The following is a 26,994-nucleotide window of genomic DNA, read 5'->3' as shown; positions in this document are numbered from 1 at the left end:
ACACCCCGCCTTCGCGGACTTCTGGCGCTGAACCTCGCGGCTGCAGCGGCGGGGGCAATGGTGCTGGTCAACACTGTCGTTCTGGTGCGTGGATCCCTCGGATTGTCAGAAAGCGCGCTGGCCTGGACGATGTTTGCCTTCGGCGCGGGTTCCATGGCTGCTGCTCTGATCCTCCCGCGCATCCTGGATACCCTGCCGGACCGGCCGGTAATGTTCTGCGGCGCTGCCTTGATGGTCGTAACTCTGTTCGGGATGGGAGTGAAGACCCTTGCAACCGGACTTGGCTGGCCGACCCTTCTGGGGGCGTGGTTACTGGTGGGTCTTGGATACTCTGCCGTCCTCACCCCTTCCGGCCGGTTGTTGCGCCGTTCCGCCCATGCCGTGGACCGTCCCGCGCTATTCGCCGCGCAATTCGCCCTCTCCCATGCCTGCTGGCTGGTGACGTATCCGCTGTCGGGCTGGCTGTTGACGATCTATGGCGTCGTTCCAGCGCTTATGGGCCTCGCGCTCCTGGCTGCCGCTGGCATGCTTACTGCGCTGAAGCTATGGCCATCTGGCGATCCCGTCGAACTTGAACACACCCACGATAACCTGCCACTCGATCATCCCCATCTGAAGGGATACCGCAGACACAGCCACCCGCTGGTTATCGACGAAAGCCATCCTCGATGGGCCACCCATTTCTAAACGTTGCGCCCCACAGACAAGACAGGGAAAATTCCGCTTCAATTTATCGAGACGCTGATACCCGTTCTAAGGCCAGTACCGGTCAAATTGGATTGGGAGCGGACCTTCGTTGCAGCGAGTATGGGGGTCCGCTCTGGGCCGTCTTTCCCGCATGAATATGCAACAGCAGTAGAATGCTGCTACCGCTTGCGAGGCAAAAGGGCTCTCAGCCAACACCAGAACCAACCCAGCATTCGGCCGACGGTTTCCCCTCGGCTACGTGAGGACAGCCCGAAGGCTACGCCCAACAGACACCGTGGATGCTGTGCTGCAGCCCGTCAATCCTGGCTTCGTGGATGGTGCAGCATCTAAGGAAACCGAATGACCGGAACGCGGGACCGTTCTGCTGGTTGGCTTCCGCCGCCTTTCTCCCAAGATCAGCCCAGAGATGAAGGCGTTCTTTGCAAAAGGCAAAAAACTTGCGAGTGTTGAGGCCGGGAGGATCTTCGATTTGTGTTCAGATTCACGGCATGTCGAACGGGTGGTGGAGGTCACGAGCCATCCAGGCGCTGCCGCGCGGTCACGCTTGGCAGCGTCGTGGCGGCGATCGCTCGACCACCACGGGCTGGATCCCGGGCAAAAGAGGGGCGTTCAGCGCATCACTGAGCAGGCACTTGCGGAACGGCGCGGGCAATCCGAGGCGATGATGCTGGTGGCCGCTCCAAAACTCGACGCGTTGTTCCAATTGGTTGGCAGTTCCGGCTGCGGGGTGCTGCTGACTGATGCAAAGGGCGTGGTGCTGGACCTGAGGACATCCAAGAGCGATGTGCCCACCTTCGAGGCCTGGGGGCTGGCGCCGGGATCGGACTGGTCGGAAGCCTCGGAAGGCACCAACGGCATTGGCACCTGCATCGCCGAAGGCCGCAGGGTGATCATTCACCGCGATGAGCATTTCCACGCCCGCAATACGGGCATGAGCTGCATGGACGCGCCGATCTTCGGCCCCGAAGGCGAACTGATCGGCGCACTCGACGTTTCCTCCGCTCGCGCCGAGCAGACCGAGGCTTTCAACCAGCTTATCGCAGCGATGGTGGCTCAGACCGCCCGGCAAATCGAGACGGACAACTTTCGCGCCGCCTTTCCCGGCGCGCGGATCATCGTAGCCAACACCGATGACAGCGAGGCAGCCATGCTGCTGGCGGTGGATCAGGACGACCTTGTTCTCGGGGCCACCCGCGGTGCCCGCAAAGCGTTTGGACTGAACCACGCAGGCCCTATCGCATCGCTTCCTGCATCGGATCTCTTCGGACGGGAAGACGGCCCGACCGGCTTCGAAAAGGCGGAACGGGCAGCGGTGAACCGGGCGCTCTCGCGGGCAAACGGCAACGTCTCCGAGGCCGCGCGCAACCTCGGGATCGGGCGGGCAACCCTGTACCGGCACATGAAGCGGCTCGGAATCGGAGGAAACTAGCCCTGACCTGTCTCACTCCTGAGACAGGTTGCGGCAAGGGACCGGCCGGGTCGGGCTGACAGCATGCAACCCTGCCAGCATCTTCTTTGGCATTCCCGGCGGAGGACCGGGACCAGAGGAGGACACCATGAACGAACAGACCCAGATCACGGGCGAGCATGTCTCGCCGTTCAAGACCCGCTATGACAATTTCATCGGCGGCAAATTCGTCGCCCCGGTCAAAGGGCAGTATTTCGACAACATCACTCCGATCACCGGCGCCAAGGTTTGCGAGGTGGCGCGCTCCACCGCCGACGACGTAGAACTGGCGCTGGATGCAGCCCACGCAGCCAAAGACGCCTGGGGCAAGACCTCTGCTGCGGAACGGTCAAACCTGCTGCTGAAGATCGCTGACCGGATAGAGGAAAACCTTGAGCTGATTGCCACTGCGGAAACCTGGGACAACGGCAAGCCGATCCGAGAGACCACCGCCGCGGATATTCCGCTGTCGGTTGACCACTTCCGCTACTTCGCCGGTGTCCTGCGCGGCCAGGAAGGCTCCATGTCTGAGATCGACCACGACACGGTTGCCTATCATTTTCATGAGCCCCTTGGCGTTGTCGGGCAAATCATCCCCTGGAACTTCTCTGTTCTGATGGCAGCGTGGAAGCTGGCCCCAGCGCTGGCTGCGGGCAACTGCATCGTGCTGAAGCCCGCCGAACAGACCCCGGCCGCGATCATGGTTCTGATCGAGGTCATCGCCGACCTGCTGCCCGCGGGTGTGCTGAACATCGTCAACGGCATGGGGCCGGAAGTGGGCGGACCGCTCGCCAAGTCGCCGCGCATCGCCAAGATCGCCTTTACAGGCTCCACCGAGACCGGCCGCGTGATCATGCAGGCTGCGACCGAAAACCTGATCCCGGTGACGCTGGAACTGGGCGGCAAGTCCCCCAACATCTTTTTCTCTGACGTGATGGCCCAAGACGACGCCTTCCTCGACAAGGCGGTCGAAGGCTTCGTCCTCTTTGCCTTCAATCAGGGCGAAGTCTGCACCTGCCCGTCCCGCGCGCTGATCCAGGAAGACATCTACGAGGAGTTCATCGAACGCTGCATCGCGCGGGTGAAGGCCATCAAACAGGGCGATCCGCGCGACATGGCGACCATGGTCGGTGCCCAGGCCAGCCAGGAGCAGCAGGATAAGATCCTGTCCTACCTGACCATCGGCGTCGAGGAAGGCGCCGAGGTGCTGACCGGCGGCGGAGCCGCGCGCTTCAATGGTGACCTGTCCGAAGGGTTTTACGTGCAGCCGACTATTCTGAAAGGCCATAACAAGATGCGGGTCTTCCAGGAGGAAATCTTCGGTCCGGTGGTATCTGTCACCACCTTCAAGGACGAGGAAGAAGCACTCGCCATTGCCAATGACACTATGTACGGCCTCGGCGCCGGCGTCTGGACCCGCGACGGCACCCGCGCCTATCGCTTTGGCCGCAATATCGAAGCAGGCCGGGTCTGGGTGAACAACTACCACGCCTATCCGGCACATGCGGCCTTCGGCGGCTACAAGCAATCCGGGATCGGGCGCGAGACCCACAAGATGATGCTGGACCATTACCAGCAGACCAAGAACATGCTGGTCAGCTACAACCCCAACAAACTGGGTTTTTTCTGATCCCGGGTTTCCCGGCCTTCGCAGAAATTTGCGAAGGCAAGCTGTTCAAGTCAGAAGCAAGATGGCGCCGGGAAACCGGCCCCATCACTCTTTTCCAAGCCACACTCGCTGTGACAAAGGCCGCGGCAGCTCAACCGGCATTTCCGGCCAGATAGTCGACAAGCCGCTTGGCATCCGGGCGCAGGTGCCGCGCATCCGAATATGTCAGGAAATACGCATGCTGGCTTGACTGCGCCACGGGGGAAAGCTGCAGCAATTGCCCGCTGGCCAGCTCGGCTGACAGGATGTGCGGGCTGGCCAGCGCTATGCCAGCGCCTTCCAGGGCCGCGCCGATTGACCGGGCGTAGGTCCCGCATAGGGTTTGCGGCCAACCCTTCACTTCGCGGGTGTTGCCCCAATTGTCCCAGTTGGTCCAGTCCGGTGTTACCCTTGGGAAATTCAACAGAGGCGGGCGTTTTTCAGGCGCGAGGAGCATGAGCGATTGCCCGGGCCTGATATCCGCCTGTTCCGCCAGTCCAGGAGAGATCACCGGCACCAGAACGTCGGGAAGCAGCGGGATCGCTGCACGGCCCCGCCATCTCCCCGATCCATGCAGAATGGCAATGTCGTTCGCATCGTCGAGCAGGGCAGATGGCAGATCGGAGGACACAAGCTCGACCGGGCAGGCCCGATCAGACAAGCCAAAGCCTTTCAGCCGCTGCGAAAGCCAGAATAGCGACACCGCGCTGTTGGCGGCGATACGCACCGGGGCATCGGGGCGTGAGGCGACGCTGGCCAGGGCCGCTTCGGTAAAATCGAGCAGAATGGCACTCTGCTCAGCCAGTTTGCGGCCTTCGTCCGTCAGCCCGATCACCCGGCCAGAACGCAGAAACAAGGCCACGCCCAAGTGATCTTCGAGCTGCCGGATGCGCTTGCTGACTGCAGTCTGGGTGACCAGCAGCTCCTCCGCCGCAGCGGAAAAGCTATGATGACGCGCCGCAGCTTCGAAAAAGATGAGACCATCGAGAGGAGGCAGGGACCTGCGGTATCTTTTCATGACCAAAAGTTGGGAAAACTCAAGAGTATTAGGAATTTTACACGATATGACATGAATTTCTATCCTGCGCCAGACAATCGGCCAATGGAGACTCTCATGGCAAATTTTGACTGGCACGCCGAGCGCAGCGATCTATCGGGCATTGCCCTGCTGGACCGCTCCCCGGAAAGCGAAGGCATCGATCTGAAAGCGGTGCGTCTCTACCGTATGGGCCGAGTGCGCGCCGAGATGGCCAAACGCGGCATCGGCGCAGTGATCCTGTCGGACCCGATCAACATCCGCTATGCCACCGGCACCCGCAACATGCAGATTTTCTCGATGCGCAACGCGCCGTCGCGCTATCTGCTGCTGACCGCGGACCGCTCGATCCTGTTCGAGTTCACCGGCTGCCTGCACCTGGCCGATGGATACGAGACCGTGGACGAGGTGCGCCCGGCAAAGACCGCGAGTTTCGTGGCTGCAGGCCCTCATATCGCGGAACGCGAGCGGGAGTGGGCACGCGATATGGGCGATCTGATTGCCGGCCTCACCGGCAGGGGCGCAACCGTCGGCATGGAGCGGATGAACGCCGGCGCAGCGATCGCCATGCAGGAGGCAGGGTTCAAGATCGTTGACGCTCAGGAGCCTGTCGAGATGGCCCGCGCCATCAAGTCAGCGGAGGAAATGAAATGCGTCCGTGCCTCCCTACGTGCGACAGAGGTCGGCGTCGGCAAGCTGCGGGATGCCCTGCGCCCCGGCATGACCGAGAATGAGCTGTGGTCGGTGCTGCACAAGTCGGTGATCGAACAGAACGGCGATTATTGCGAAACCCGGCTGCTGTCGGCGGGCGAGCGTACCAACCCCTGGTTCCAGGAAACCGCGCATCACCTGATCGGCGAGAACGAACTGGTTGCGCTGGACACCGATGTGGTGGGCTGCCACGGGTATTACAGCGACTTTTCCCGCACCTTCCATGCGGGCCCGGGCAAACCCACCGGCCTGCAAAAGACCCTGTATCAGACCGCGCTGGAGCAGGTGTACCACAACATGGGCATACTGAAGGCGGGAATGACCTTCCGCGATTACGCCGATCAGGCCTGGGATATCCCGGACAAGTACTATGCCAACCGCTACTACCTGTCCTCGCACGGCTGCGGGATGACCGGGGAATACCCCTATCTCTACCACCGCGGCGACTTCCCGGATGCGGGCTATGACGGCGTGATCGGGGCGGGCATGACCATCTGCGTCGAAAGCTATATCGGCGAGGAAGGCGGCCACGAAGGCGTCAAACTGGAGCAGCAGGTTCTGGTGACTGAGACCGGCATCGAACTTCTGTCGGAGTTCCCGTTTGAAGAAACCCTGATGGACACAGGCTTCCAGCCTGCCTTCCCCCTGCCGCGGATCTGAGGCCATGCTGCCCGGCGCCACGATTGACGTCACCGGCAGCGCCTGCCCCGCGCAGGCGCTGATCCGGGCCATCGGCCAAGGCAAGCCCGGGGTGAGGGTGATCTATGCCCGCGATTGGCTCCTGGCCGATAGAAGGGCCGCAACCGCGGCCCGCTCCCTCTTCGAGCAAGGGCAGGTCCATCTCGTGCAGCAGCGCATCCGGATGGGCCGGAATGACAAGTTCGCCTATATCGCCATCAAACGCTCACCACTGCCAACGGCTTAGTAAGCAGGCAGGTTACAAGACCAGGCAAGCGATTTGTGATCTTACGCAAGCTGACTCTGGATTTGACCAGTGTGCCGACCGCTCTCCGCCCGTTTTCCCGGAGCCCCTCGCATCTGCAGCGGAGATCGGGCACTTGCAGTGAACAGCAGGAAAGTCCCGCAGTGTTTGAGTTAGCATTTCGCGTGACTTCGCGGGCGCAGCGAATGTCTCCTCTGACGGGCCGCACCGCAGCGCCCGGTTACTGTGGCGAGTGACCGCTCTGGGCCGCTCGTGCCACACCAAGGCTCTTGGCTGGACGAATTTGCAAAGGTTGCTATCTGCGCATTGCGGCCATCAGGCACGGACCAGGCTGCATGTGCGGCGAACGGTGGCTCTTTCCGCATTTTCCAGTTCGAACAACTTGCAGAGAAGGGCTACTCCTCCATTTCAACAATGCTAAATTGTCAGAGTGTATTTTTTCGGGGTAAACTAGGGTTCGCCCCGAAAATAGAAGTGTCGCGCCTGGTGAAGCTTCAGACCACTGCGGCCGCTTCTTCGGCTGCCGGAACAGTTTTAGCCCGCTTCTCGGCTGTGGGGAGATCTTCCCAGTAGACCGCGCGGGGACACTCTTGGGGCGAGTGCCGCGTCATCGTGCTGACAACCACCAGCACGATTAGGCAGGTCAGCATGCCGGGGATCACCGGGTCGATGCCAGTCCCCACCAAAGGCCAGATAACCGTCACCACAATGGCCGAGAGCATGGACGACGCGCATCCTTTCGACGTTGCCCGACGCCAGAACATCACCGCTAGGAAGGGGATCACGAGCGTGGTCGCCGAAATCCGGAGTGCCCATTGATAGGCGCTGATGATGTCGGTCATCAGGAAGGCCACCAGGAGGGACAGAACAGAGATGATCACCACGCTCAGCCGCGCAGCTCTCATCTTCTCGGCCTCAGTTGCCTGCGGCTTGAACAAACGGCGATACAAGTCCTCCGCGAGGTTGGAACTGCCTTGCAGAATAAAAGAGTCAGCGCCAGTCATCAGGGCCGACAGCAGGCCGACGACCACGATCCCGCCGAGTGCCGGCGGCAGCAATTCCACCGTCAGGTAGGAAAAGATCAAGTCGGGGCGCATGCCCTGGGGCACGAATTGCACTGCGCTGAGACCAATCAGATATGGCAATAGCGCGATAACCGTGAAGATGGCGAAGCCCGTCAGGCCCGCGCGGATTGCGATGCCTTCGGTGCGCGAGGCGAAGATCCGCTGCCAGATGGACTGCCAGACGAGATAGAACGGGCCGACGGTTAAGGCGAACACAAGCACTTCAGTCACACCATCCGGGCCAAAGGGGCTGAGATGCCCTGCATCGGAATTTGCGATGATGGCGCTAGGCCCGCCGGCGAAGCGGATTGCCGCAAAGAACAGCAGCACGATGCCAACAATGACGATGACGCTCTGCAATGCATCCGTAACGATGGTCGCGACAAGGCCGCCGAGGATAGTGAAGCCGAGAATCAGTGCGAAGCTCAGCAGGATCGCCCCTTCATGGGGAATGCCGAAGACCATGGTGAATAGCGTACCCATTCCCACTATTTGCAGCGCCGCCGTGGGAACGGAGTAGACAAAGGCAGAAAAGGTTGACGGGATCAGCCCAACCCTTGCCCCAAAGCGCTCGGCAAATAGGTCGGCCAGCGTATAAAGACGCTGCCGCCGCAGGGGCTTGCTGAAAAAGTAGATTAGAATCATGCTGAAAATGGTCGCGGGCAACGCAAATTTGACGAAACCCGAGATGCCGACGGAATAGCCCATGCCCACCCAGCCGATGAAGACGGCAGCGCCCGCACAGGTGCTGATGATGGTTCCGGTGATGGACCAGAAACCCATGTTCCAATTTGCGATCAGGTACTCGTCCGAACTCTTCACCTTGAAGAAGTAGTAAAATCCGATTGCGAACATCACCGCGAAATACGCGATGGTGTATGTCAGGTACCAGGCCAATGCTCTCTCTCCCTTTTTGCTGTCGAGCGTTGCCGTGCGGTGGCTTCTTTGGGTCTCCTCCCTTACCACCGCGCGTCATGTCATATCGTCCCTGACCGTGCCGGTTGGGGATCGGATGTAACGTGTTCGGATTGAAACCGGCGCAGCGCGGCGTCATCGGTACCGATCAGCACCAGACGCACCGCGGGTCCAGGGCCCGGGTCATTCGGCGGCTTGCAAACCGTGATCTCGCCGCCTGCCAGTTGCACCAGTGACGGAGCGTCCTCGGACGCAAAGCGGACAAAGCCCTTGGCCCGGTGCAGCGACAGTGCGGCAGCACGCAGCCTGTCAAGGAAGCCTTCGCGCTCCGGCGCGTCGTCCTGGAGCACAGTTGCACGGCTGAACAGGTCAGCGTGAGCGTCGCCCGGCAGGGTGCTGACCGTCATGTCCACGTGGGGAGCGTCCATCGCATTGAGGAAGGCCTTGCCCATCGAGTAATGGATCGCGCTGGACGGGTTGGTCAGCATCACCCGCGCGCGGGCTTTGCGGGACTGCTCGTCGGGCTTCCTGTCGGATCGCGAAAGGTATGCCACATCCGCGCCCTCGATCTGCCGTCGCACCACACCGCCGATGCGGTCGTCCTGCAGCCTTTGCCCCAGGGTGAACGGATCGACCACGACCACCACGGCGCGGCAGTCCAAATCCGGCTCGGCCCGGGCGAAAGCTGTCAGTCGCGCAGGCTCCGCCACTCCGCTTGCCTCTATCACCAGCCGGTCCGCCGCTTCGCGCAAAGACAAGGCGCGCTCGAAAGCGTCGAACATTCCCCCGGCCATCGAGCAGCAGATGCACCCGTTACTGAGCTGAATCGTGTCGGCGGACCGAGCGGAGACCAGCGCCGCGTCCACCGCAATGTCCCCGAAGTCATTGACCATCACGATGATGCGCTCTTTGCTCTCTGTCAGCAGGCGGTTCAGAAGTGTGGTCTTGCCGGCGCCCAGGTAGCCGCAGATCACGTTGACCGGAAGCGGGGCCCGGGCGCTCAAAACGACCCCGCTTCGATGGCCCGGCCGCCCGAAACGGTGCCCCAGACGCCAACGTCCTTCAGCGCCTCGCCTCCCATTTCGTAAGGGTCATCTTCCAGCACCGCGAAATCCGCACGCTTGCCGACCTCGATGGAGCCGACCTCCCCATCCAGCTTGAGCGTAAAAGCCGCGCCGAGCGTGATCGCGTGCAGCGCCTCGTCAAGCGTGATGCGCTCTGGAGCACCAAGACGGCGCCCGCTGTCAGTCAGCCGGTTGACCGCGCACCAGGCCGTGAAGAGCGGTCCTAGCGGCGTCACCGGTGCGTCGGAGTGGATCGCCAGCGGCAAGCCCAGATCCAGCGCGCTGCGGCAGGGGTTCATGCGGTTGGCTCGCTCAGGGCCCATGGTGATGTCGTGATGCTTGTCGCCGAAGTAATACAGGTGATTGGCGAAAAAGTTCACGCAGCAACCCAGCGCCGCCGCCCGCCGCAATTGCGCCTGGTCCGCCATCTGGCAATGCTGAAGTGTATGCCGGTGATCGGGCAGGTAGTGCTCGGATAGTGCCGCCTCGAGGGCTTCGATGGCCGCAAGGCTGGCGGCATCGCCGTTAACGTGGATGTGCATCTGGATGCCGGCGCGATTCAGGTAGGTCGCCATAGTTCTCAGTGCGTCCGGTGCAATGTTCCAGATACCCTGCGCCTTACCACGGTAGTACCCGGGCGTTTTCATCTGCGCCGTGAAACCTTGGATCGATCCGTCGGTGACGATCTTGACCCCACCCAGACGCAGCCGGTCCGTCGACCTTGCAGCAAGCACCTTTGCCCGATCGGTCAGCTGAGCCGTTGGCATCGACATCGCCGACAGCATCGGTACTAAGCGTAGCGGAAAGCTTTCCTCGCCGGTGACACTCCGCAATTCGTCCACCGCGTCGTCACCTAGTTCGTTCAACAGATCGGTAGAGGTAGTCACCCCTGTCCGGCAAGCCGATCGCGCAAAGTTCCAAATTGCATCGCGCCCGCCGGTCAACTGGCGGAAGCTGGTACCGATACGCCGCATCACCGGGAACATCGCGCCCATTTCGTGCAATTCGCCGTGCAGCGACCCGTCCGTGTTACGGATCACCCCGGGCAGATCGGTGCCGCAGCCGTAACCCGCCAGATCCATTGCAACCGAGTTCGCGGTGATCAGATGCATATTCGAATGGAATACGATGACCGGACGCTCCTGCGATACCTGATCGAGATGCTGCCGCGTCAGACGCTCGCCCGGAACGAAGAGCGGATCGAACCCCCAACCGACCACCGGTCCTTCCGGCGCCACCGAAGCGCATTCTTGCAATCGTGAAATCAGAGCCTCGGTGGTGCCCACACCCGGCCAATGGTGTCCATCCGGCGCGATGCGGCCAAAGTGTCCAAGATAGGTGTACTCCCAGATCGACCCTTCCATTAGATGTGCATGCCCCTCGACGAAGCCCGGCATCAGCACCTTGTCCGCAAAACGGTCGTCCCGCACCGTGTCGGTCCAATGGCTCATGTCGTTCGGAGTGCCGACCCCGAGAATGGTACCATCAGCCGACACCGCGACATGGGTGGCCACGGGCCGCGTCGGGTCCATCGTAATGATGCGGCGGGCTGAGTATACGGTCGTGGGCATTTGTCTCTCCGGTCATGCTAGCTTGGAGAGAAGATACACGTGACAACTTCCTTTCTAAAATGTATTGTCATGCGGTTATTCCCCCGAAATGATGAGGGAGAGGATGCACTACACTCTAAAACACTTGCACTACGTCGAGGCCGCCGAACGCCACCAGTCAATCACTCATGCGGCCAACGCCCTTACTGTTTCGCCCTCCTCGATAGCGGCCGCCATTGACTATCTGGAAGGCCAGTCAGGCCAGCCACTGTTTGAGCGCACTCCGTCTCGCGGCATCCGCGCAACGCAGTTCGGACGGACCTTCATCGATGAGGTTCGCTCTCTACTTGCCGCGCAGGCCCGCTTTGACATGCGCGTCTCGGAATTGAACACCGTTCTCGGAGGCACTGCCCGCATTGCTTGTTTCACACCACTGGCACCGATCCTATTGCCCACCATCCTCAAGGATGTCCGGGCGCGTTTCAAAAACCTCAAAATCGAAATCATGGACGTCTCGACCAATGAGATCCCGCAGGTGATCGACAGTGGCGAAGCTGACTTCGCCCTTTGCTACGGTATGCTGGACACGTCGAAGTACAGTTTTATTCCGTTTTTCCGCGCTCCACCCCACGTTGCCCTGTCGGTTGATCACCCCCTCGCGGCGGGCCGGTTCGTGACGCTGGACCAGCTTGAGCCCGAGCCTTTGGTGGTGCTGGAACTCGAATTTTCCAAACAATATCTCTTGGGCCTGTTCGAGTCGCGGGGGCTGAAACCAAACGTAATTTTTTCTGCCCGTTCCACCGACATGATACGTGCCATGGTTGCCGCTGGGATGGGCTACGCAATTTTTAATATCCGCCCAATGACGAAACAGACTTATGCCATCGGCGACGTAGCAGAATTGCCCCTGGCCGGAGACCACGAATGCCCGAGCGTTGGCGTCTTGGTCAGGCGCGGCGTGGCCCTGCAACCGGTCTGCGACGCGATCATCAATGCGTGCCAGTTACAGGCAATGAACGGGGCCTTCGACGGGGCCTTAATCCAGCCTCATGTTCAGTAAGTTTTAGGGTTGAATTGGCTTTGATGATGGGTTGGGTAGCCCCTCCTGACGGCACTTGTGTCAGAATGATCCGGACGGGATCAGGAACTGCACCGCATCGCGCAGTTCCGGCGCCCTCTCGATACGCCCGGAACAGGCGGCGCAGGCCTCCGCTGCGCGCAACGCGAGCCGCTCCCGCAGCAACGCCTGGGGCACGTCGCCCCTGCTGAGCACAAGATGCAGATGCGCCAGCGCCGCGCCTGACAAAAACGCCACATCTTCGGGGATTTCCGGGCAGAGGCCGGTGACCCAGCCCGGCATCGGGGGTAGCGTGGCTGGGTCGTGCGGGGGCACGGGCCAGGCGTAGGTCAGGCCACAGACCGTAGCGGGCCGCGGCGCTTTTGACTACAATATTAAGTGGAAACCGCCGCGCTTTCCTGTTTCTAGTTATGTCCAATAATATTGCTTTATCGGACGTTATGGCGATACGCTGTTGCACAGCCTCAGGAATAATGAATTTGCGGGGAGAAGATGGCGCCAGAACGCGAGAAATCCACTTCAGCACCCTCCGACACACCAGACGATGCTCCGATCGACGAGAGAGATCAAGCGTCCAGCAAGACCATCTCCCTGCCCGCCCACGTCGCCGGCTCCGGCACACTTGACCGGTTGGTCGATACCGCGCGGGGCTATGCGGAGGCTTCGGCGGCCGAGAACACGCACAAGGCCTATGCCGCCGACTGGAAGCATTTCGCCCGCTGGTGCCGACTGAAAGGCACCGATCCGCTGCCCCCGTCGCCGCAGATGATCGGGCTCTACGTTGCGGACCTGGCCACCCCGGCCGGGAAGATCCCATCGGCGTTGGCAGATCGGCCCCTTTCAGTCTCCACCATCGAGCGGCGCCTCTCCGGACTTTCCTGGAACTACGCGCAGCGCGGTTTCACTTTCGACCGGAAGGACCGCCACATCGCCACGGTGCTGGCCGGTATCCGGCGCAAACATGCCCGCCCGCCGGTACAGAAGGAAGCGATCCTGCCCGAGGACATCTTGGCCATGGTGGCCACCCTTCCTTTCGACCTGCGCGGCCTGCGGGATCGCGCGATCCTGCTCCTGGGCTATGCCGGGGGCCTGCGCCGAAGTGAAATCGTCAGTCTCGACGTGCACAAGGACGACACACCGGATTCCCGCGGTTGGGTCGAAATCTTCGACAAGGGTGCCCTGCTCACGCTGAACGCCAAGACCGGCTGGCGCGAGGTCGAGATCGGGCGCGGCTCCGGGGAGCAGTCCTGCCCCGTGCGTGGCCTGGAACAATGGCTGCACTTCGCACGCATCGATTTCGGGCCGGTCTTCGTGCGGTGCTCGCGCGATGGCAAGCGCGCGCTTGAAACTCGCCTCGGCGACAAACATGTCGCGCGGCTCGTAAAGCAAACCGTACTCGATGCCGGCATCCGCGCCGAGCTGCCCGACAAGGACCGCCTTGCACTCTTTTCGGGGCACAGCCTGCGCGCCGGTCTGGCCTCATCCGCCGAGGTCGATGAGCGATACGTCCAAAAGCATCTCGGCCACGCCTCTGCCGAGATGACCCGGCGCTACCAGCGCCGCCGCGACCGGTTCCGGGTCAACCTGACGAAAGCGGCAGGGCTCTGAATTCCAGCCTGCAGAGCCGCCGTAATGAAGCGCTAAGGTAAAATGGCGGTGTTCAAGTTTCATCAAATCCGTAACTAAACGCGACACCGGCTGGAAACCATGCATGAGTGCACCCCGCGTGGCCGGTCGAAATGGTCCGCCTCGTCGGCGAAAATGCTGCTGGACCGGGCCAAGACCAGGGGCCTGTTAAGCTAGGCCGTTTTCGAATTGCAAACCTCACCGCAGCGCACAACTGACCATGCGGTAAGCGACGCGCGGCACTGCTTCGTGCGGTTTTGCATAGCAAAATCATGAACGGGAAACGCGGCAGAGCATTTCGTAGCTGATTCCCGTACCCTTCCAGAATCAAAACTGCAGCACAAAACCATCTCCTTTGTCGCTCGGATGCCATGTGCCTATGTGCGCCTGCGTTACAACACCGGCTTGGATGTGTTTTGGCGTTTCAATGTGTTTATGCGTCAGGGCGAAACTATCCACAGGAACGATGTTGGCAGTTGTTTATGTTGTTTTTCAGTACCTTACAGTAGTGCAGCCCAAATCCCTTAACGGTTCACCTTAAATAGCGGGTCCATCTGTGGAGCAAAAAGCACAACCTAAACCTGCTGTTTTTCCTTGAGTTTGCTCCCCTGCCCCTGCATAGCTTGTAACGAGATAACGTCAGAAAGGTCTCAGCTTCCGTTTCTACACCGTTCGTTTTGATCACAACGGCAAGTAACGGAAGTCAGAAAGACCATAGAACGGGCAGTAAATATGGACGCAGTATTGCACAGCAAGCTTCGTACCGACGCCGATAGGCTATCGGAAGCGCTCGACGCAATGTCGAAGCTGTTCCTCGCACCAAAGGAACAGAAGCAGCTCAGGACATTCACTTCATCAGAAGTTGCTCAGCTCCTTCGCGTGAGCGATGGATACCTACGTAAGTCGCATTTCGACAGGAAAATTCCCGAGGTCGAACAAGGCCCAGGTAACAAGCGCTCATATACGGCCGAGGACATCCTGGAGATCCGTAAAATTCTGGCGCAGAACGCCAAGGATCCTCTCCAGTTCCTGCCAGGCCGCCGTGAAGGCGATAAGCTTCAGATCTGGTCTACCGTCAACTTTAAGGGCGGCAGCTCCAAGACCACCACCTCTGTTCACTTGTCGCAGCGACTTGCGTTGAGGGGGTATAGGGTTCTGGCTATTGATGCTGATCCGCAGGCGTCTCTTACAACCTTCTTCGGATACCAGCCCGAAATTGACTTCCGCCACGGCGGAACTCTGTATGATGCCATCCGCTATAATGACGGCGAAACCAACCGCGTCCCGATCACGGAAGTTCTTAGGAAGTCGTACTTCCCGAACTTGGATCTAGTCCCGGGCGGCATCATGTTGTCCGAGTTCGAGACTGAAACCCCTACCGCCCTCAGCCGCGGGGAGCAGCCGGTTTTCTTCAACCGGATTCGTGATTCACTGCGCCAGGTGGAAGATGACTATGACATCGTCATAATCGACTGCCCGCCGCAGCTCGGCTACCTAACCATGTCGGCGGTCTGCGCGTCGACCTCCCTGTTGATGACCATCATCCCGGAACGGGTGGACCTTGCGTCCGCAAGCCAGTTCCTGAACATGGCATCTGGCGTCCTTGAGGTTCTCCATTCCAATGGCGGCATCGGCGCCTATGACAACTTCACATATTTGCTGACCCGCTTCGATACCTCGATCAGCGCCCAGCAGGATCTCGCGGAATGGATCAGGGAGATCCTGGGGGACAGCGTGATCCCGACACCTTTTGTTAAGTCCTCTGCCGTCAGCGACGCCGGACTTGGGCAGAAGACCGTCTTCGAGGTCGACCTAAGCGGTTCAAAAAACAGGAAAACATACGATCGCGCCATCGAATCCATAAATGCCATTGCCGACGATATCGAGCGCAAGATCCAGGCATCCTGGGGGCGGGAGGTAGACGATGAAGCGTGACCTGCTCGCTAAAAGTCTCCAAAAAATGGCGGAAAAGAAGCCGGAGGCCCCTCCCCCTTCAGTTGCGGCCGCGCCATCGAAAGAGGGCGCGCCTAAATCGTTGTTAAACATGTCTGATGTCTTGACGCAGGTTGCTTCTCAGGCGGCCCAAGATGTCGATGTATCCGACATTGCTGATTCCGAAATTTCGGACCGGTTCGACGTTACGGTTGGACTGGACCCCCTTGTTGAATCAATCCGCAACTCCGGCCAAGAACTTCCTGTTATGCTCCGGTTCCGCCGGGGCGAAGGACCGCGCTATGAGGTTGTTTATGGACGACGCCGCATTGCTGCATGCCGTAGGCTAGGAATTAGGGTCCGCGCACTTATCAAAGAGATGAACCTGCGTGAGGCCCTTGTCTCGCAGGCACTTGAAAACTCAGCCCGCCTAGAGCGCAGCTTCATTGAACAGGCGGTCTTTGCAACGGAGCTCGAAAAGGCAGAGTTTTCACGCACTGAGATCTGTGAAGCACTCGCAGTTGATAAGGGCACGCTCAGCCGCCTGTTGTCGATCGTGCGAGACATCCCGGCAGGTGTAGTTAACCGCATTGGTGCCGCTCATGATGTCGGCAGGCGCCCCTGGATGGAACTTCGGCGCTTGGCTCTGCTTGAGTGCGCGCCTTCAGAGGATAAGATGATAGCGCTGATACCGGATGAAGCCGAAGGGGCTCCAGCCAGGGTAAACAAGCTCATCGAAGCATTGCAGGAGATTGAACGACGTGCCGCTACGCCGACGCGGGCCGCTAAGTCCGAAAGCCCCCCTGCCCCGGCTCCGACGCAGCTCCCGGGCTCTCAGGTGAAATACCAGGTAGGCAAGGGAAAACTGACAATCCAGGTCGGCGGAAAGCAGGAGGAAGAATTCATTGAATTCGTCAAAAGCAACTTGTCTGCCCTATACGAGACCTGGTCGAAGAAGGGTTCGTGATCGGGTGCTGGCCAGGGTTTTCGCTTGGCCAACACCTGTAAGTCATTGATTTTATTAAGTTGTCCATGGCCAACCCATGGTGAGTTGAGCAGCAGAAGCAAAAACACAAAGGAGGCAGACACTTAAGCAAAAAGAAACCCCCCGAAAGCGGCAAGGCTTTACAGAGGGTCCCTGTAACTTAGACACTTACTTGGTACCCCGAAAACTGAACCACTGCAACACCGATTTCGGTGAACGGTACCTTTTTGCCGTCTGAAAAGGCATGAAAACCATCACATCCGCGGCATGCAGTGCCGGGGCACAGGTGAGCTGTGTCCAAACTGAACACGCAGGCTTCCGGCCGGTACTGCGCAGAGATCTCATGCGCGCACTGCGCAAGTGCCGCAGCAAAATCGGACTCACAACAGGCGATGTTCTTGTTGTTGATACTTTGCTGAGTTTTCTGCCCTGCCGGGACACCAAAACTGGCGCTGAGCTCCCGGTAGATCCAAGCTTCATTCTCGTGATCTATGCTTCGAACCAGACCATTTGCGGCCGCGCAAACAATATGTGCGAGCGAGTCTTGCGCCGACATGTTTCAAAGCTGGTGAAACTCGGCCTTCTGCGTCGACGTGATAGCGCGACCAGGAAGCGTTTTCCTATCAAATCGAACGGCAAAGTCTGCGCGGCCTACGGGCTGGATCTTACCCCCCTCCTGTTGGCCGCGGACAACATTGTCCAGATGGCCGCCAACATTGAGCTGGAAGAGGAAGAAATCCGCGGATTGCGCGCCCAGGCACTGACACTGCGCGCCGATCTGCTGAAGGCTGCACATACACTGAACGATGAGATTCTGGAGTATGTGACCCAAGCAAAAACCATCCTTCGCCGGTCAACTTTGAAGCTGAGAGAAGTCAAATCACTGCTGACCCGGCTCAAGGAAATCTCCAAAGTTCAGGATGTTTCCCGCAACCTGAACCCCATCGAGCATCCTTGCACTGGGGAAATCAAAGCCAACGAACCGCGTACAGCCCATGACCGCAAGCATGTGGAAACCGCGAAAGAGTCCGCCGGGAACGGTCAAAATGTCCGCCAAGTAGAGTCACAAAAAACAGATACATTAAAAATCACGGAGAGAAGCGATGCTTCGCTTCTGGAACTGTGGAATGAATGCAGAGAAATCGCGGAGCTCTTCCCTAAGCCACCAAAGAGCCATCAGGATCTGGAAACCATCGTGCAGACAATGGCGAACTATGTTGGGATTGGCTGGGAATGCCTAGCGAAGACCCAGGCGAGGCTCGGGCTCAGCGAACTATTGAGATCTTTGAATTATATCGCTGAGAATGCGATGCGCATCGAACGCCCGGAAGCATACCTTATCAGCCTTGCAGGTCATAATCGCTCTATCGCGTACGGCAGCTTAGGAAACCGTTGTAATGCGCAATTGGAGGCCTAATCCCATTCCTAATGAGGCTTGGCGCCTTAGCCCCCAACAGACGCGCAAGGGTGTTGGCCTCGGCCAACGTTCTCTTCGCAAGCCTGCCTTCTGTTCATCTGCCTGCAGGACGCTTTGCACAATGAGGGTATGCCTGCGCCATCAAGGCTTTTAGATAGCCGCCCTGCCCTAGTGCGCTGCGGTAAACGCCATTCCCGCACTCTGCAAACGGCGCCAACCATCGCGCGGAATCGTTGTGTTGGCTATGGTCAGCTCTTTCCAAAGGCAGCTTTCGCGCCCGGCGCTATTAGCTGCATTGAAATGAGTTTGAAGCTATAGATCTCGACCAGCCGATCCCGTCATGAGACGTTATCGCCAGGCTATATCTGGAACTCCGTAATCTTGTTGCTTGCTTGATTTGCCATAGCAAGGCACGTGATAACCCCACAGTTCGGGATTGGATCAGCCACAAACGGAAATGCTGACTGTGCTGGACCGCGCAGCATTTGCAGATGCGAGCACTTTTTCAAGCGATCAGTCTGGCAGCTTCCACCTCTTGGTCGGAGCTACCCTTTATCGCCAGCCAGATACGCTCAGCAACTCGCTCAAGGCGTATGGCTCCCATCCGGCTTGAAAATAATATTCGCGGGATGGCCTCTCAGAAGTTGGCTATGACCAACAGCTAGTCGAACCAAGCTGAGTTCAAGATTCACGTTTGGCTTATGACAAGGATTGATCCTGATGCCGCTGAAAGGGCTGACTTAAATGTTGGCCATCTCATGGGCATTGTTTGTCAGAGTTTTAGCCAAACGCAGAGATATGAGCTGGTCCTGGAAATGGCCTGCGGGCTCCGATAGCGGTCATTCGATCGTCATTTCGGTTGAGATTAGTCGCACTAGCGGAGGTCTTAAAATCACAAGTTGGCCATGGCCAACTTGCACAGAATCTCTCGTTGTACTTGGTTTCGGTGAATTCATCACCGGCACAGCAGAACGCGGATCAGGCGTGTGCCGCGGGCAGGGCTGACCACAAGAGCACGGAGTTGGCCATGGCCAACTCTCTGGGGTGAACGAGTTGTGGCGATGTGCCGACGCGATTCAAGGCGCTCCGGAAGCCAGGACTCTTGACCTGCCCTTTATCGCGCTGCCGAAATCCCAACGAAATCTGTTGCAGAACCGTTGGTCCTTTGACGGTGGTCAAATCCTCCGTAGTGTTGCACTAGGTTTTCGAAGAACCCCGATTGCAGTTCTTTGCCTTGCAGTATCCTTGAGCCTCGGCCGCTCAGTGTGACACGAAGACAACCACGTTCCTTGCAGAAATTCGCCCAAATCCTGAACAGCCATTGAGGTGGTAGATCTTCGACTTCCGGTTTCCTCGAATAGGACCGGCAGCCTCCGAGCTGAACTGATAGCTGCCTGCCGCTGACGAGCCAGGCGCAGCGGGGACCGTAGCGTCCGGGAAGGTCCATTTTGCTTCCGTATCGATGCGCATCCAGACTTGAGTATGATCAGAGATTGATCTGTGGGCCGATTTATGCGTGGCGCCAAGCTCCGCCTAAAAGTCGAAGATGCCGGATACGATGACCAGGGCAGGGGTTCCGGCCGGCGCCAAAGTGTTGTCTCAGAGATTTGCATACCGGCCGTCAGCCGGAGACGAACCGTGTTGCATGAATAGAGCTTTGGCCATATTTGCCCTTTCACCGGTTCATTGTGCGACACACTCATAGGCCGCACGACCGAGGCGAGTCATGGGGTTGAGGGCTTTGACAGCGATCCGGGTTTCGGTTGTCTGGGTTTCCATTTTGCAGCTGCGTAGGTCAGGTTCGATGACGTCCTTTTAGCGCCCGATCTTAGCCTCGCTGCGTGATCTCTGGCCGCAACCGGTGGCCTTCTGCCAGGCCAGCTACGCCGGTTAACTTCTTCCTGCTACACGGCCGGCCGCAGGGAGAAGTTCAATCGAAGCCTTAAAAGCAGCCTCTTGAAATGTACGTCAATCTGACGTACATATAGGTTGATGTAACAGGAGGCGGCTATGCTTGGTTTCCACGACACCACCCGCGCCATAGATGAGCGCAACGAAGCCCGGATGAACTTCCGGACCAAGCCGCGTATTAAAAACGCGATCCAGCAGGCTGCGGCCCTGTCCGGTGTGGACGATTCTGTCTTCACGATGAATGCAGCTTATCAGGCTGCCCTGGCAACGATTTCGGCTCATGAGCGCACTGTGTTGCAGCCGGTCGATCATGAAGCATTTTTCACGGCTCTGGATGCGCCTGCAGCGCCCACTGAAGAATTGGCTGAGGCTTTCCGCAGGCACAGACAAACCGTTACCTCAAAATAATGGCTCCCACAGAGTCCGCTGGCAGCGTCATCGAGCCGTTCGACCCTTCCAAGCACGATCGAACGGCCTTTTCTTGCGGCGTGGAGCAAGTTGACAATTACTTCCGGAAGACCGCGAACAAACTCGCCAAGGCGGACAATGTCCGGCTTTTTGTCATGTCCGCGAGTGACGGCAGCGTGATTGGCTTTTACGCCCTCAATGCGCATGCAGTGCACTATGGAGATCTGCCTTCGAAATTTGCCCGTACCCGGCCTGCACACGGCAACATTCCGGCGGCCTATATCTCGATGATCGGCCGTGATCAGAATTTCCGGGGCGGGGGCTCTGGGGGGGATCTCCTCGTCGATGCGCTGCACCGGATTGCCGCTGCAGCTGATGCTATCGGTGTGGCAATCGTCATGCTTGACGTTCTTGACTGCGGGAATCCTGACCGGGTTGCGCGGCGCAAGGCGCTTTATGAAAGCTATGGGTTTCAGTCGCTGTCCTCGAACCCGTTGCGGATGTTCTTGCCTGTAAGTGTCGTTCGTAAACTGATCGCGGAATAATGGACCCAAGTTCGCCAGTGCCCTCACTGCGCGGTCGGCTTCGAGAAACACCTCACCACGACGCCTCCTGTTCCCGACGGTCTGCTTGGCTACGAAGTCCTTTTAGTGGAGCTACTCGCCGGGCAGCGCACAGAGATTTTTTGGGGCGAGCTATTCGGGGCGTGCGAGATGTTTAGAAGGTGGGCGGTTGACGGCCACCACCTCGTCTGGGCGTCGGACGACACTTTGAAATAGAAGAAATCCGCGCGGCGCGCGCGGATTGCATGGTCCCGGCGACAGGGCAGGGGATCGGCGGGCTTCGCCCGCTCACCCCAGCCCCGGCATTTTTCATTTAGCTTTGTCCGCCCGCATCCTGGGCCAGGCCGGTCAAGGGGCAAGCGCCGCGCATTGCGCGGCGGCTCCTGGAGGCCCGTGTCCTCGGCTATGCCTGCGGGCCGCGCCAGCCTCCATCCGCCCCCGTGACAGTCCCGGCCCAGGCCGCTGGCAGGGCTTCGCCCTCCCCGCTCTGCCAGCCGAAAGACACGGGGTCTTTCAGCAGTCAGTGCAGAGAGGCCGCGCCCATTGGCGGAAGGAGGGCACCAAGCCCCAACGCCCCATCAAAAGGAGGCCGAAATGGCACAATATCAATGCAATACCTGCGGCACAGAGGCTGAACAGGAGCAAGGTGCAGCGGAATGCTGTCCGCATTGCGCAGCGGGGAACGTCGTTAACCCGAAACTGCAGGCGGCTGAAACCGCCAAGGCAAACGATGCTTTCCGGGCCCAGGCACCTCTTGGCGGGCATCCGGTTTATCAGGGCCGCGTTGTGGCCACCCGGGGTGTTTCCGCCGAGGGGCCGGAGTTTGTCACCCGCGCGCTTCTTGAAACCGCTGCTTTTGATAATTTCACCGAGGACAACGATCCCTACGGAGATCACTCCATGGGTGCAGTTCAGGTCTTCGGCAAGATCGTGTGGTGGAAACTTGACCTGTATGACGCGGATTACCGTTACGGGGCAGATGAACCGCTGGACCACAAGAACACCCGCCGCGTTCTGACGCTGCTTTTGCCAAGCGAATATTGACACCGGCGCGGCCCTTCGGGGCCGCGATCCGGCTGGTTTGTCACGCGCCGGGAAGGAGGTGAGAACTATCAGAAAGTTTTTGAAACACGCCCGGATCGATGAGGCTTGGGCGTTTCTCAGGAAGGGCGGTATCTTTGGCATCGGCCGCCGCTTCCTGATCCAGCACAGAACAGTATGAGCTCTCACGCTTCCGGCGCATCAATTGCAGGAAGGTTCAGGAATACCCAAAAAGCCAAGCAGCGAAAGCACGGAGGCAAGAGTGCTACCCGCACCCGCTTGCGAATTCTGCGGCCATCTCAGCGATGCAGCGCCAGCCACCGGTTTCATCCATTGCCTGAACTCGTGAAGGGTGACATCAGAAAGGCGAGTTTGTTTGGAGGCTTGCAATCAAACGGTGCGCTGCCGTGCAGCGGGCAATGGTAAACGAAAGATCACTTGCAAAGGAAAGCTAAAGACTGCGGCGGTTTCAGCCAAAGAGCATCGACCAGTTAAGGGCCGCTCTGCGCCGGTGGGGCAGGGGGCAAATAAGATCAGGACAGGAACTTATTTATGAAGAAGAACATCCACCGCGTTTGGCGGGCGGCACAGCTCTATATAGGGTTTCACCGCGACCCGTCCGGACGGAAGCGCGATACTGCGAAAGTGTGGCCGCCGAAGAATGCAAACGCCACCCTGCATTCCGACCCGGAGGAGCAGGAAGCATTTGTGGTCCTCAAAGCTGCGGATCCAAAAGACCCGAGAGACGTTCAGATCAAGCTGCGCCCGGACCACATCGTGCTGCGCCGCGATCCCGGCGCGGGTTGGGAAGGCATCGTGATTGAGGAAACCGGTCTGTCCGTTCAGGTCAATGGGACGTGGATCCGCATCCGAGCGGATGGATCTGTTTCCCGCGAAGCCGAAGGGGATACAACCTACCTGGAAGCAGATGGCGCAGTTCTGAAGAAAACGAAGTTTGCCGAGGCGATGGTGTCAGGTGACGGGGTAGAGCTGACCCGCAGAACAGATACAACGATTGCCGCAATCCGGCACGATGGGGTGATTGCAAAAAACCGCGATCCCGGGCAGATTTCAAAGGACTAGTCTCCCCGGCATTGCCAAGTTGTTCGCCAGCGGTTGCAAAGAGCTGTTTCCGGCGCAGTCAGGTGTTTAACTCGAGGGCATAGCCACTCCAAAGATCGTGTGCGTCCGATCGGGCGTGGCGGTATGAGATGGTGGAGAGTTGATAGCGGCGGGGTCGGAATTTGGTGTTGATCTGGTCGTGAGCGGCAAGGAACCTTTGCGCCTGCCGTGGAGATTTGAAACGCCCCATCAGCTTTTCACGCTTTCGAGTGGGTCTGTGTGATCCTTCGATCCGGTTGTTCAACCCTTTGTGTGCACGATGATCCGCACCCGGCGCGAGATCACGGATCGGTTTGAAATAGCTTCTCAACTTATCCGTAATCACAACACGGGGTTCGCCGAATTGTGAAATCAACCGCTTCAGAAAGCGTCGGGCTGCCGTAGCGCTCCGCCGTGGTTGGACGAGGATATCAAGCGTATCTCCGTTCGCATCCATCGCTCGCCAGAGCCAGCATTTCCGACCGTTGATCGGAATGACAACTTCGTCCAAATGCCATTTGTCGGCTGCGGCTGGCCGGTCTCGCCTGATGCAATTTGCGAAATGGCGACCAAAGCGGTTGACCCATTGCCGGATCGTTTCCCGACTGACCATCACACCGCGTTCCGCGAGCAGATCTTCAACATCGGCAGTGCTGAGCGCAAACCGGTGATAGGCCCAAACGGCATAGGCGATGATCTCGCGCGGAAAACGAAAGCCCTTCAGGCGAGGCATCTTGGACGGCATCTTCATGCGTGAGACCTATTCAGATCACAACGCGCAATCAAGTTGGCAATGCCCTGATTGGTGCTTATACAGCAGACTTTAATGGCCTAACGGACGCCGGTGAAACCTATCTCATCTATGGCGGCACCGATATTCTGAACCGCTTTGATCTTGCGGACGGCGTACAGGATGACGAGATCCAACTCGCACTCCTTGGAGAAAATCCGGCCGACTACGACCTTCCAATTTGAATGCAAACGCTGGCCTGTGAATCGGCGTGCAAAATTGACCCACTTTGGTGGGTTATGAGCGAGTAAAATTGACCCACCTGTTTTCGTTAACATCCGCACTAAAAGTGCGGAGGAAAGAGCAGGTGTTACTGATGGAAAGCGTGTCGAAGATCCGACGATGGGTATTGGTTGAGGGACGCAGCATCCGGTCTGTTGCGCGGGCGACGGGATTATCGCGGAACACGATCAAGAAGTATCTGAAGGATGAGAGCCCGCCGAGCTACCAGCGCCAAGCCCCGCCGGTTCGGCACAAACTGTGCAACGGGTTTGATCTTCGGCTTCAGGAGCTGTTCGATCATGACCAGAAGCGACCACGCCGGGAGCGGCGGACGGCCCAGAAGCTCTATGAGCAGCTCGTGGTGGAAGGCTACACCGGTTCCTATTCGCCAGTTCAGCGATTTGTCCGCGATCTGAAGCGGGCCGGTGCCGGTTCGGGCGAGGCCTTTATCCCGCTGCATTTTGCGGCAGGCGATGCGCTGCAATTTGACTGGAGCGAAGAACGGGTTGTCCTGGGCGGTATCGAGCAGAAGGTGAAGGTTGCCCATTTCCGCCTGTGCCACAGCCGCAAGCCCTTTGTCGTGGCCTATCCCGGCGAAGCCCAGGAGATGGTGCTGGATGCCTTTGCGCGGGCGCTGTCTTTCTATGACGGGGTTCCACGCCGGGTGATAATCGACAACCCCAAGACCATGGTGACCTACGTCTCGCGCTCGAAGGACCGGATATTCCATCCCCGGTTCCTGGCCTTGATGAACCATTACGTGATGGAGCCGGTGGCCTGCACCCCGGCTGCGGGCTGGGAGAAGGGACAGGTCGAGAACCAGGTCCAGTTTTTGCGCGGCCGGTTGTTTGCGCCCAAACCTGCCTTTGATGATCTCGATGCGCTGAACGATTGGCTGCGCCTGCGCTGTGAAGAGCTGGCAAACCGGCCCCATCCCGAGCAATCGGATCGCTCGATTGCAGAGCTGTTCGAAGACGAACGCGCCGAACTGCGCCCTCTGGGGCGAGCATTTGACGGATACGTGGAAAAGACCGTTCGTGTTCGCTCCACCTGCCTGGTTCAATATGCCAGCAATCGCTACAGCGTGCCGTCCCGGTTCGCGGGGCAACATGTGTCGCTGCGCGCCTATGCAGGCCGGATCGTGCTGGTGTCGGGCCAGGATGTCATCGCCGAGCACAAGCGTCGCTTCACCCGCAATGTCAGCTATTTTGAACCTTGGCACTACGTGCCGCTGCTGGATCGCAAGCCCGGCGCCCTGCGCGACGGCGCCCCCTTTGTGGACTGGCAACTGCCTGGGGCCATGCATCGGATCAGGGAGCACTACATGGCCGGCAAAGGCGGGGATCGGGAGTTCGTCGATCTGCTTCTGCTGGCCCAGGATCACGGGATCGAGGTGGTCGAGACGGCTTGCGAACTGGCGGTGGAACAAAACACCCTGCGCCTGCCCGCCATCATCAACCTGATTAACCAGTTGGTGGAGCCGGTCATCACGCCGCTCAGCGACGCCTATACCTATCCGCAGCTGACCTTGCGGCCCGAGGCCGATTGCAAGCGCTATGAGGCGCTGTGCTCGGCTGAGGAGGCTGCCGCATGAACGCCCTCATCGACCAACTGACCGCCCTGAGGCTGCACGGGATGGCAGCTTGCGCCCATGATTTGCTGTCCGCGCGCAAGCCACCAAGTCTGACCACAGCGATAAAGCAACTGATCGACGCTGAGACTGTAGAGCGGCGGGTGCGCTCCATCCAGTATCAAATGAGGATTGCGAAGTTCCCCCACCACAAGGACTTCGCCACCTTCGATTACAGCGCGGCCGCCGTCACCCAGCCCCAGATCGAGCCGTTCTGCTCAGGCCAGTTCACAGAAGAGGCACACAATCTCATCCTGGTGGGCGGAACCGGCACCGGCAAAACCCACATCGCCATCGCGCTTGGAACCACCCTGATCAGCAACGGCAAGAAGGCGCGCTTCTTCAACGCCGTCGACCTGATCAACGCCCTGATCAAGGAACAGGCCGAGGGCAATGCCGGGAAGATCATCCGGCAGCTCTCGGCCCTGGACTGCGTCATCATCGACGAGCTGGGTTACATCCCGTTCCCCAAGTCCGGCGGCGCGTTGCTGTTCCATCTGATCAGCAAGCTCTATGAGAAGACCAGTGTCATCATCACGACGAACCTGGAGTTCGGCGAATGGGTCTCGGTCTTCGGTGACGCCAAGATGACAACCGCGCTTCTGGATCGCGTAACCCATCACTGCGCAATCATCGAGACAGGCAACACGTCATACCGGTTCGCACAGAGCAAGCGACGCAGAAAAACATAAACGTCGCGCAAGCAAAGGCCCCAGACGGACTCGCTATATGAGGGCGGCCCGCCTGGGGCCTTTGCGCCACAAGGGGTGGGTCAAATTCAAACGCTGAAACCGGGTCAGTTTTGAACGCTCATTGACAGTTGCCATGTGACTTACATGATCAGCGGCGGGGGCGCGCGCTCGGGTGTGCTCTCAATGAGCCCGGCGCCCGCCCCCGGGCGGATCCTCATCGCATCACTGCTTGGCGCAACCCTGGTCGGCATGCGGAAGATGCAGAAGGTTCCGCTCCTGCGGGATGACGGTCAGATCGAGACGATCGTTGTTCTGGACGTAAGCCCGGCACCGGACCGCGGCCCGGCCTGACGCTTCCACGCGCCTGGCCGCACCAGGAAGCCGGTCACCCCCAAAGAAATGCACCAATGCCATCGAAAGGCAGAAGCATAGGAGTATCCCATGACCGAAAAAAGACCCGCCTCGCGCGGCACAGCCCGCCGCCCCAAGGTCGTCATCGCAGCAGACTGCCT

At 59.2% G+C, this 26,994-nt stretch carries 26 protein-coding genes and 1 pseudogene; 19 read left to right on the top strand and 8 right to left on the bottom strand.

The annotated features are described in order from the left end of the window. From VOI29_RS06995 to adh, 3 genes are all read left to right on the top strand, one after another. A partial coding sequence (locus VOI29_RS06995; protein WP_323777104.1) for an MFS transporter occupies positions 1–687 on the top strand: 687 nt, incomplete at its 5' end. 490 nt (positions 688–1,177) lie between these two features. Beyond that, complete coding sequence (locus VOI29_RS06990; protein WP_323777102.1) at positions 1,178–2,137, top strand: GAF domain-containing protein; 960 nt, start codon at positions 1,178–1,180, stop codon at positions 2,135–2,137. A gap of 127 nt (positions 2,138–2,264) precedes the next feature. Further along, complete coding sequence (gene adh / locus VOI29_RS06985; protein WP_323777100.1) at positions 2,265–3,785, top strand: aldehyde dehydrogenase; 1,521 nt, start codon at positions 2,265–2,267, stop codon at positions 3,783–3,785. Between the two features lie 130 nt (positions 3,786–3,915). Here the strand turns inward: adh and VOI29_RS06980 are convergent, their stop codons facing one another. Beyond that, complete coding sequence (locus VOI29_RS06980; protein ID WP_323777098.1) at positions 3,916–4,938, bottom strand: LysR family transcriptional regulator; 1,023 nt, start codon at positions 4,936–4,938, stop codon at positions 3,916–3,918. Here VOI29_RS06980 and VOI29_RS06975 point away from each other — a divergent pair. Continuing rightward, a complete protein-coding gene (locus tag VOI29_RS06975) occupies positions 4,918–6,210 on the top strand; it encodes a Xaa-Pro peptidase family protein (protein ID WP_323777096.1) in 1,293 nt (430 codons plus the stop codon). The two genes, VOI29_RS06980 and VOI29_RS06975, sit on opposite strands and share 21 nt — an antisense overlap. A 4-nt stretch (positions 6,211–6,214) precedes the next feature. After that, positions 6,215–6,475, top strand: a complete 261-nt coding sequence (locus tag VOI29_RS06970) for a hypothetical protein (RefSeq protein WP_323777095.1) — start codon at positions 6,215–6,217, stop codon at positions 6,473–6,475. Positions 6,476–6,987: 512 nt separating this feature from the next. On the opposite strand, the gene VOI29_RS06965 is transcribed toward VOI29_RS06970, so the two are convergent. The 3 genes from VOI29_RS06965 to VOI29_RS06955 form a co-directional block, all read right to left on the bottom strand. Next, positions 6,988–8,454, bottom strand: coding sequence for a sodium:solute symporter family protein (locus tag VOI29_RS06965; RefSeq protein WP_323777093.1), 1,467 nt, complete (start codon positions 8,452–8,454; stop codon positions 6,988–6,990). Between the two features lie 80 nt (positions 8,455–8,534). Beyond that, positions 8,535–9,476 (bottom strand): CobW family GTP-binding protein, encoded by a 942-nt coding sequence (locus VOI29_RS06960; RefSeq protein ID WP_323777092.1) that lies wholly within the window; start codon positions 9,474–9,476, stop codon positions 8,535–8,537. Further along, the gene (locus VOI29_RS06955; RefSeq protein WP_416361491.1) at positions 9,473–11,032 is read right to left on the bottom strand and encodes an amidohydrolase; all 1,560 of its coding nucleotides are present in this window, start codon (positions 11,030–11,032) and stop codon (positions 9,473–9,475) included. The genes VOI29_RS06960 and VOI29_RS06955 overlap by 4 nt, the downstream gene beginning before the upstream one ends. Before the next feature lie 178 nt (positions 11,033–11,210). Here VOI29_RS06955 and VOI29_RS06950 point away from each other — a divergent pair, with 178 nt between their 5' ends. Beyond that, positions 11,211–12,146, top strand: a complete 936-nt coding sequence (locus VOI29_RS06950; RefSeq protein ID WP_222510008.1) for a LysR family transcriptional regulator — start codon at positions 11,211–11,213, stop codon at positions 12,144–12,146. Positions 12,147–12,221: 75 nt separating this feature from the next. On the opposite strand, the pseudogene VOI29_RS06945 reads toward VOI29_RS06950, so the two are convergent. Beyond that, a pseudogene (locus tag VOI29_RS06945) lies at positions 12,222–12,497 on the bottom strand (DUF1403 family protein); the annotation flags it as partial. 159 nt (positions 12,498–12,656) lie between these two features. Here VOI29_RS06945 and VOI29_RS06940 point away from each other — a divergent pair. Next, positions 12,657–13,772 carry a tyrosine-type recombinase/integrase gene (locus VOI29_RS06940; RefSeq protein ID WP_323777087.1) on the top strand — a complete coding sequence of 372 codons (1,116 nt, stop codon included), beginning with the start codon at positions 12,657–12,659 and terminating at the stop codon, positions 13,770–13,772. Positions 13,773–14,117: 345 nt separating this feature from the next. Here VOI29_RS06940 and VOI29_RS06930 read toward each other — a convergent pair whose 3' ends face one another. Beyond that, positions 14,118–14,249: a hypothetical protein gene (locus tag VOI29_RS06930; protein WP_323777085.1), complete on the bottom strand. Its 132-nt coding sequence runs from the start codon at positions 14,247–14,249 to the stop codon at positions 14,118–14,120. Between the two features lie 273 nt (positions 14,250–14,522). Here VOI29_RS06930 and repA point away from each other — a divergent pair, with 273 nt between their 5' ends. From repA to VOI29_RS06895, 7 genes are all read left to right on the top strand, one after another. Next, on the top strand, positions 14,523–15,725 hold the full coding sequence (repA, locus tag VOI29_RS06925) for a plasmid partitioning protein RepA (RefSeq protein WP_323777083.1): 1,203 nt from the start codon (positions 14,523–14,525) through the stop codon (positions 15,723–15,725). After that, a complete protein-coding gene (gene repB / locus VOI29_RS06920) occupies positions 15,715–16,689 on the top strand; it encodes a plasmid partitioning protein RepB (protein ID WP_323777081.1) in 975 nt (324 codons plus the stop codon). The genes repA and repB overlap by 11 nt, the downstream gene beginning before the upstream one ends. Before the next feature lie 262 nt (positions 16,690–16,951). Continuing rightward, the gene (gene repC / locus VOI29_RS06915) at positions 16,952–18,124 is read left to right on the top strand and encodes a plasmid replication protein RepC (RefSeq protein WP_323777079.1); all 1,173 of its coding nucleotides are present in this window, start codon (positions 16,952–16,954) and stop codon (positions 18,122–18,124) included. Positions 18,125–18,581: 457 nt separating this feature from the next. Next, positions 18,582–18,737 (top strand): hypothetical protein, encoded by a 156-nt coding sequence (locus tag VOI29_RS06910; protein WP_323777076.1) that lies wholly within the window; start codon positions 18,582–18,584, stop codon positions 18,735–18,737. A gap of 1,397 nt (positions 18,738–20,134) precedes the next feature. Continuing rightward, a complete protein-coding gene (locus VOI29_RS06905) occupies positions 20,135–20,443 on the top strand; it encodes a DUF1778 domain-containing protein (protein ID WP_323777074.1) in 309 nt (102 codons plus the stop codon). Next, the gene (locus tag VOI29_RS06900; RefSeq protein ID WP_323777072.1) at positions 20,443–20,988 is read left to right on the top strand and encodes a GNAT family N-acetyltransferase; all 546 of its coding nucleotides are present in this window, start codon (positions 20,443–20,445) and stop codon (positions 20,986–20,988) included. Before VOI29_RS06905 ends, VOI29_RS06900 begins: the two co-directional genes overlap by 1 nt. A 612-nt stretch (positions 20,989–21,600) precedes the next feature. Continuing rightward, a complete protein-coding gene (locus VOI29_RS06895) occupies positions 21,601–22,050 on the top strand; it encodes a DUF3768 domain-containing protein (RefSeq protein WP_323777070.1) in 450 nt (149 codons plus the stop codon). 40 nt (positions 22,051–22,090) lie between these two features. Here the strand turns inward: VOI29_RS06895 and VOI29_RS06890 are convergent, their stop codons facing one another. After that, positions 22,091–22,216, bottom strand: coding sequence for a hypothetical protein (locus tag VOI29_RS06890; RefSeq protein WP_323777068.1), 126 nt, complete (start codon positions 22,214–22,216; stop codon positions 22,091–22,093). A gap of 383 nt (positions 22,217–22,599) precedes the next feature. Between VOI29_RS06890 and VOI29_RS06885 the strand changes: the two genes are divergently transcribed. Continuing rightward, on the top strand, positions 22,600–23,130 hold the full coding sequence (locus VOI29_RS06885; protein WP_323777066.1) for a hypothetical protein: 531 nt from the start codon (positions 22,600–22,602) through the stop codon (positions 23,128–23,130). Positions 23,131–23,188: 58 nt separating this feature from the next. Here VOI29_RS06885 and VOI29_RS06880 read toward each other — a convergent pair whose 3' ends face one another. Next, positions 23,189–23,899, bottom strand: coding sequence for an IS6 family transposase (locus VOI29_RS06880; RefSeq protein ID WP_323777064.1), 711 nt, complete (start codon positions 23,897–23,899; stop codon positions 23,189–23,191). Positions 23,900–23,901: 2 nt separating this feature from the next. On the opposite strand from VOI29_RS06880, the gene VOI29_RS06875 reads away from it, so the two are divergent. The 4 genes from VOI29_RS06875 (at position 23,902) to VOI29_RS06860 (ending at position 26,833) form a co-directional block, all read left to right on the top strand. Beyond that, positions 23,902–24,123, top strand: coding sequence for a hypothetical protein (locus VOI29_RS06875; RefSeq protein WP_323777062.1), 222 nt, complete (start codon positions 23,902–23,904; stop codon positions 24,121–24,123). Positions 24,124–24,254: 131 nt separating this feature from the next. After that, complete coding sequence (gene istA, locus VOI29_RS06870; RefSeq protein WP_323777105.1) at positions 24,255–25,754, top strand: IS21 family transposase; 1,500 nt, start codon at positions 24,255–24,257, stop codon at positions 25,752–25,754. Then, positions 25,751–26,482 (top strand): IS21-like element helper ATPase IstB, encoded by a 732-nt coding sequence (istB, locus tag VOI29_RS06865; protein WP_027234437.1) that lies wholly within the window; start codon positions 25,751–25,753, stop codon positions 26,480–26,482. Before istA ends, istB begins: the two co-directional genes overlap by 4 nt. A 135-nt stretch (positions 26,483–26,617) precedes the next feature. Further along, positions 26,618–26,833, top strand: coding sequence for a hypothetical protein (locus VOI29_RS06860; RefSeq protein WP_323777060.1), 216 nt, complete (start codon positions 26,618–26,620; stop codon positions 26,831–26,833). Positions 26,834–26,994: the final 161 nt, after the last annotated feature.

The organism is Leisingera sp. (genome assembly GCF_034669605.1).
Classification (GTDB): Bacteria; Pseudomonadota; Alphaproteobacteria; order Rhodobacterales; family Rhodobacteraceae; genus Leisingera.
This window is presented reverse-complemented; position numbering and strand designations above follow the sequence as displayed.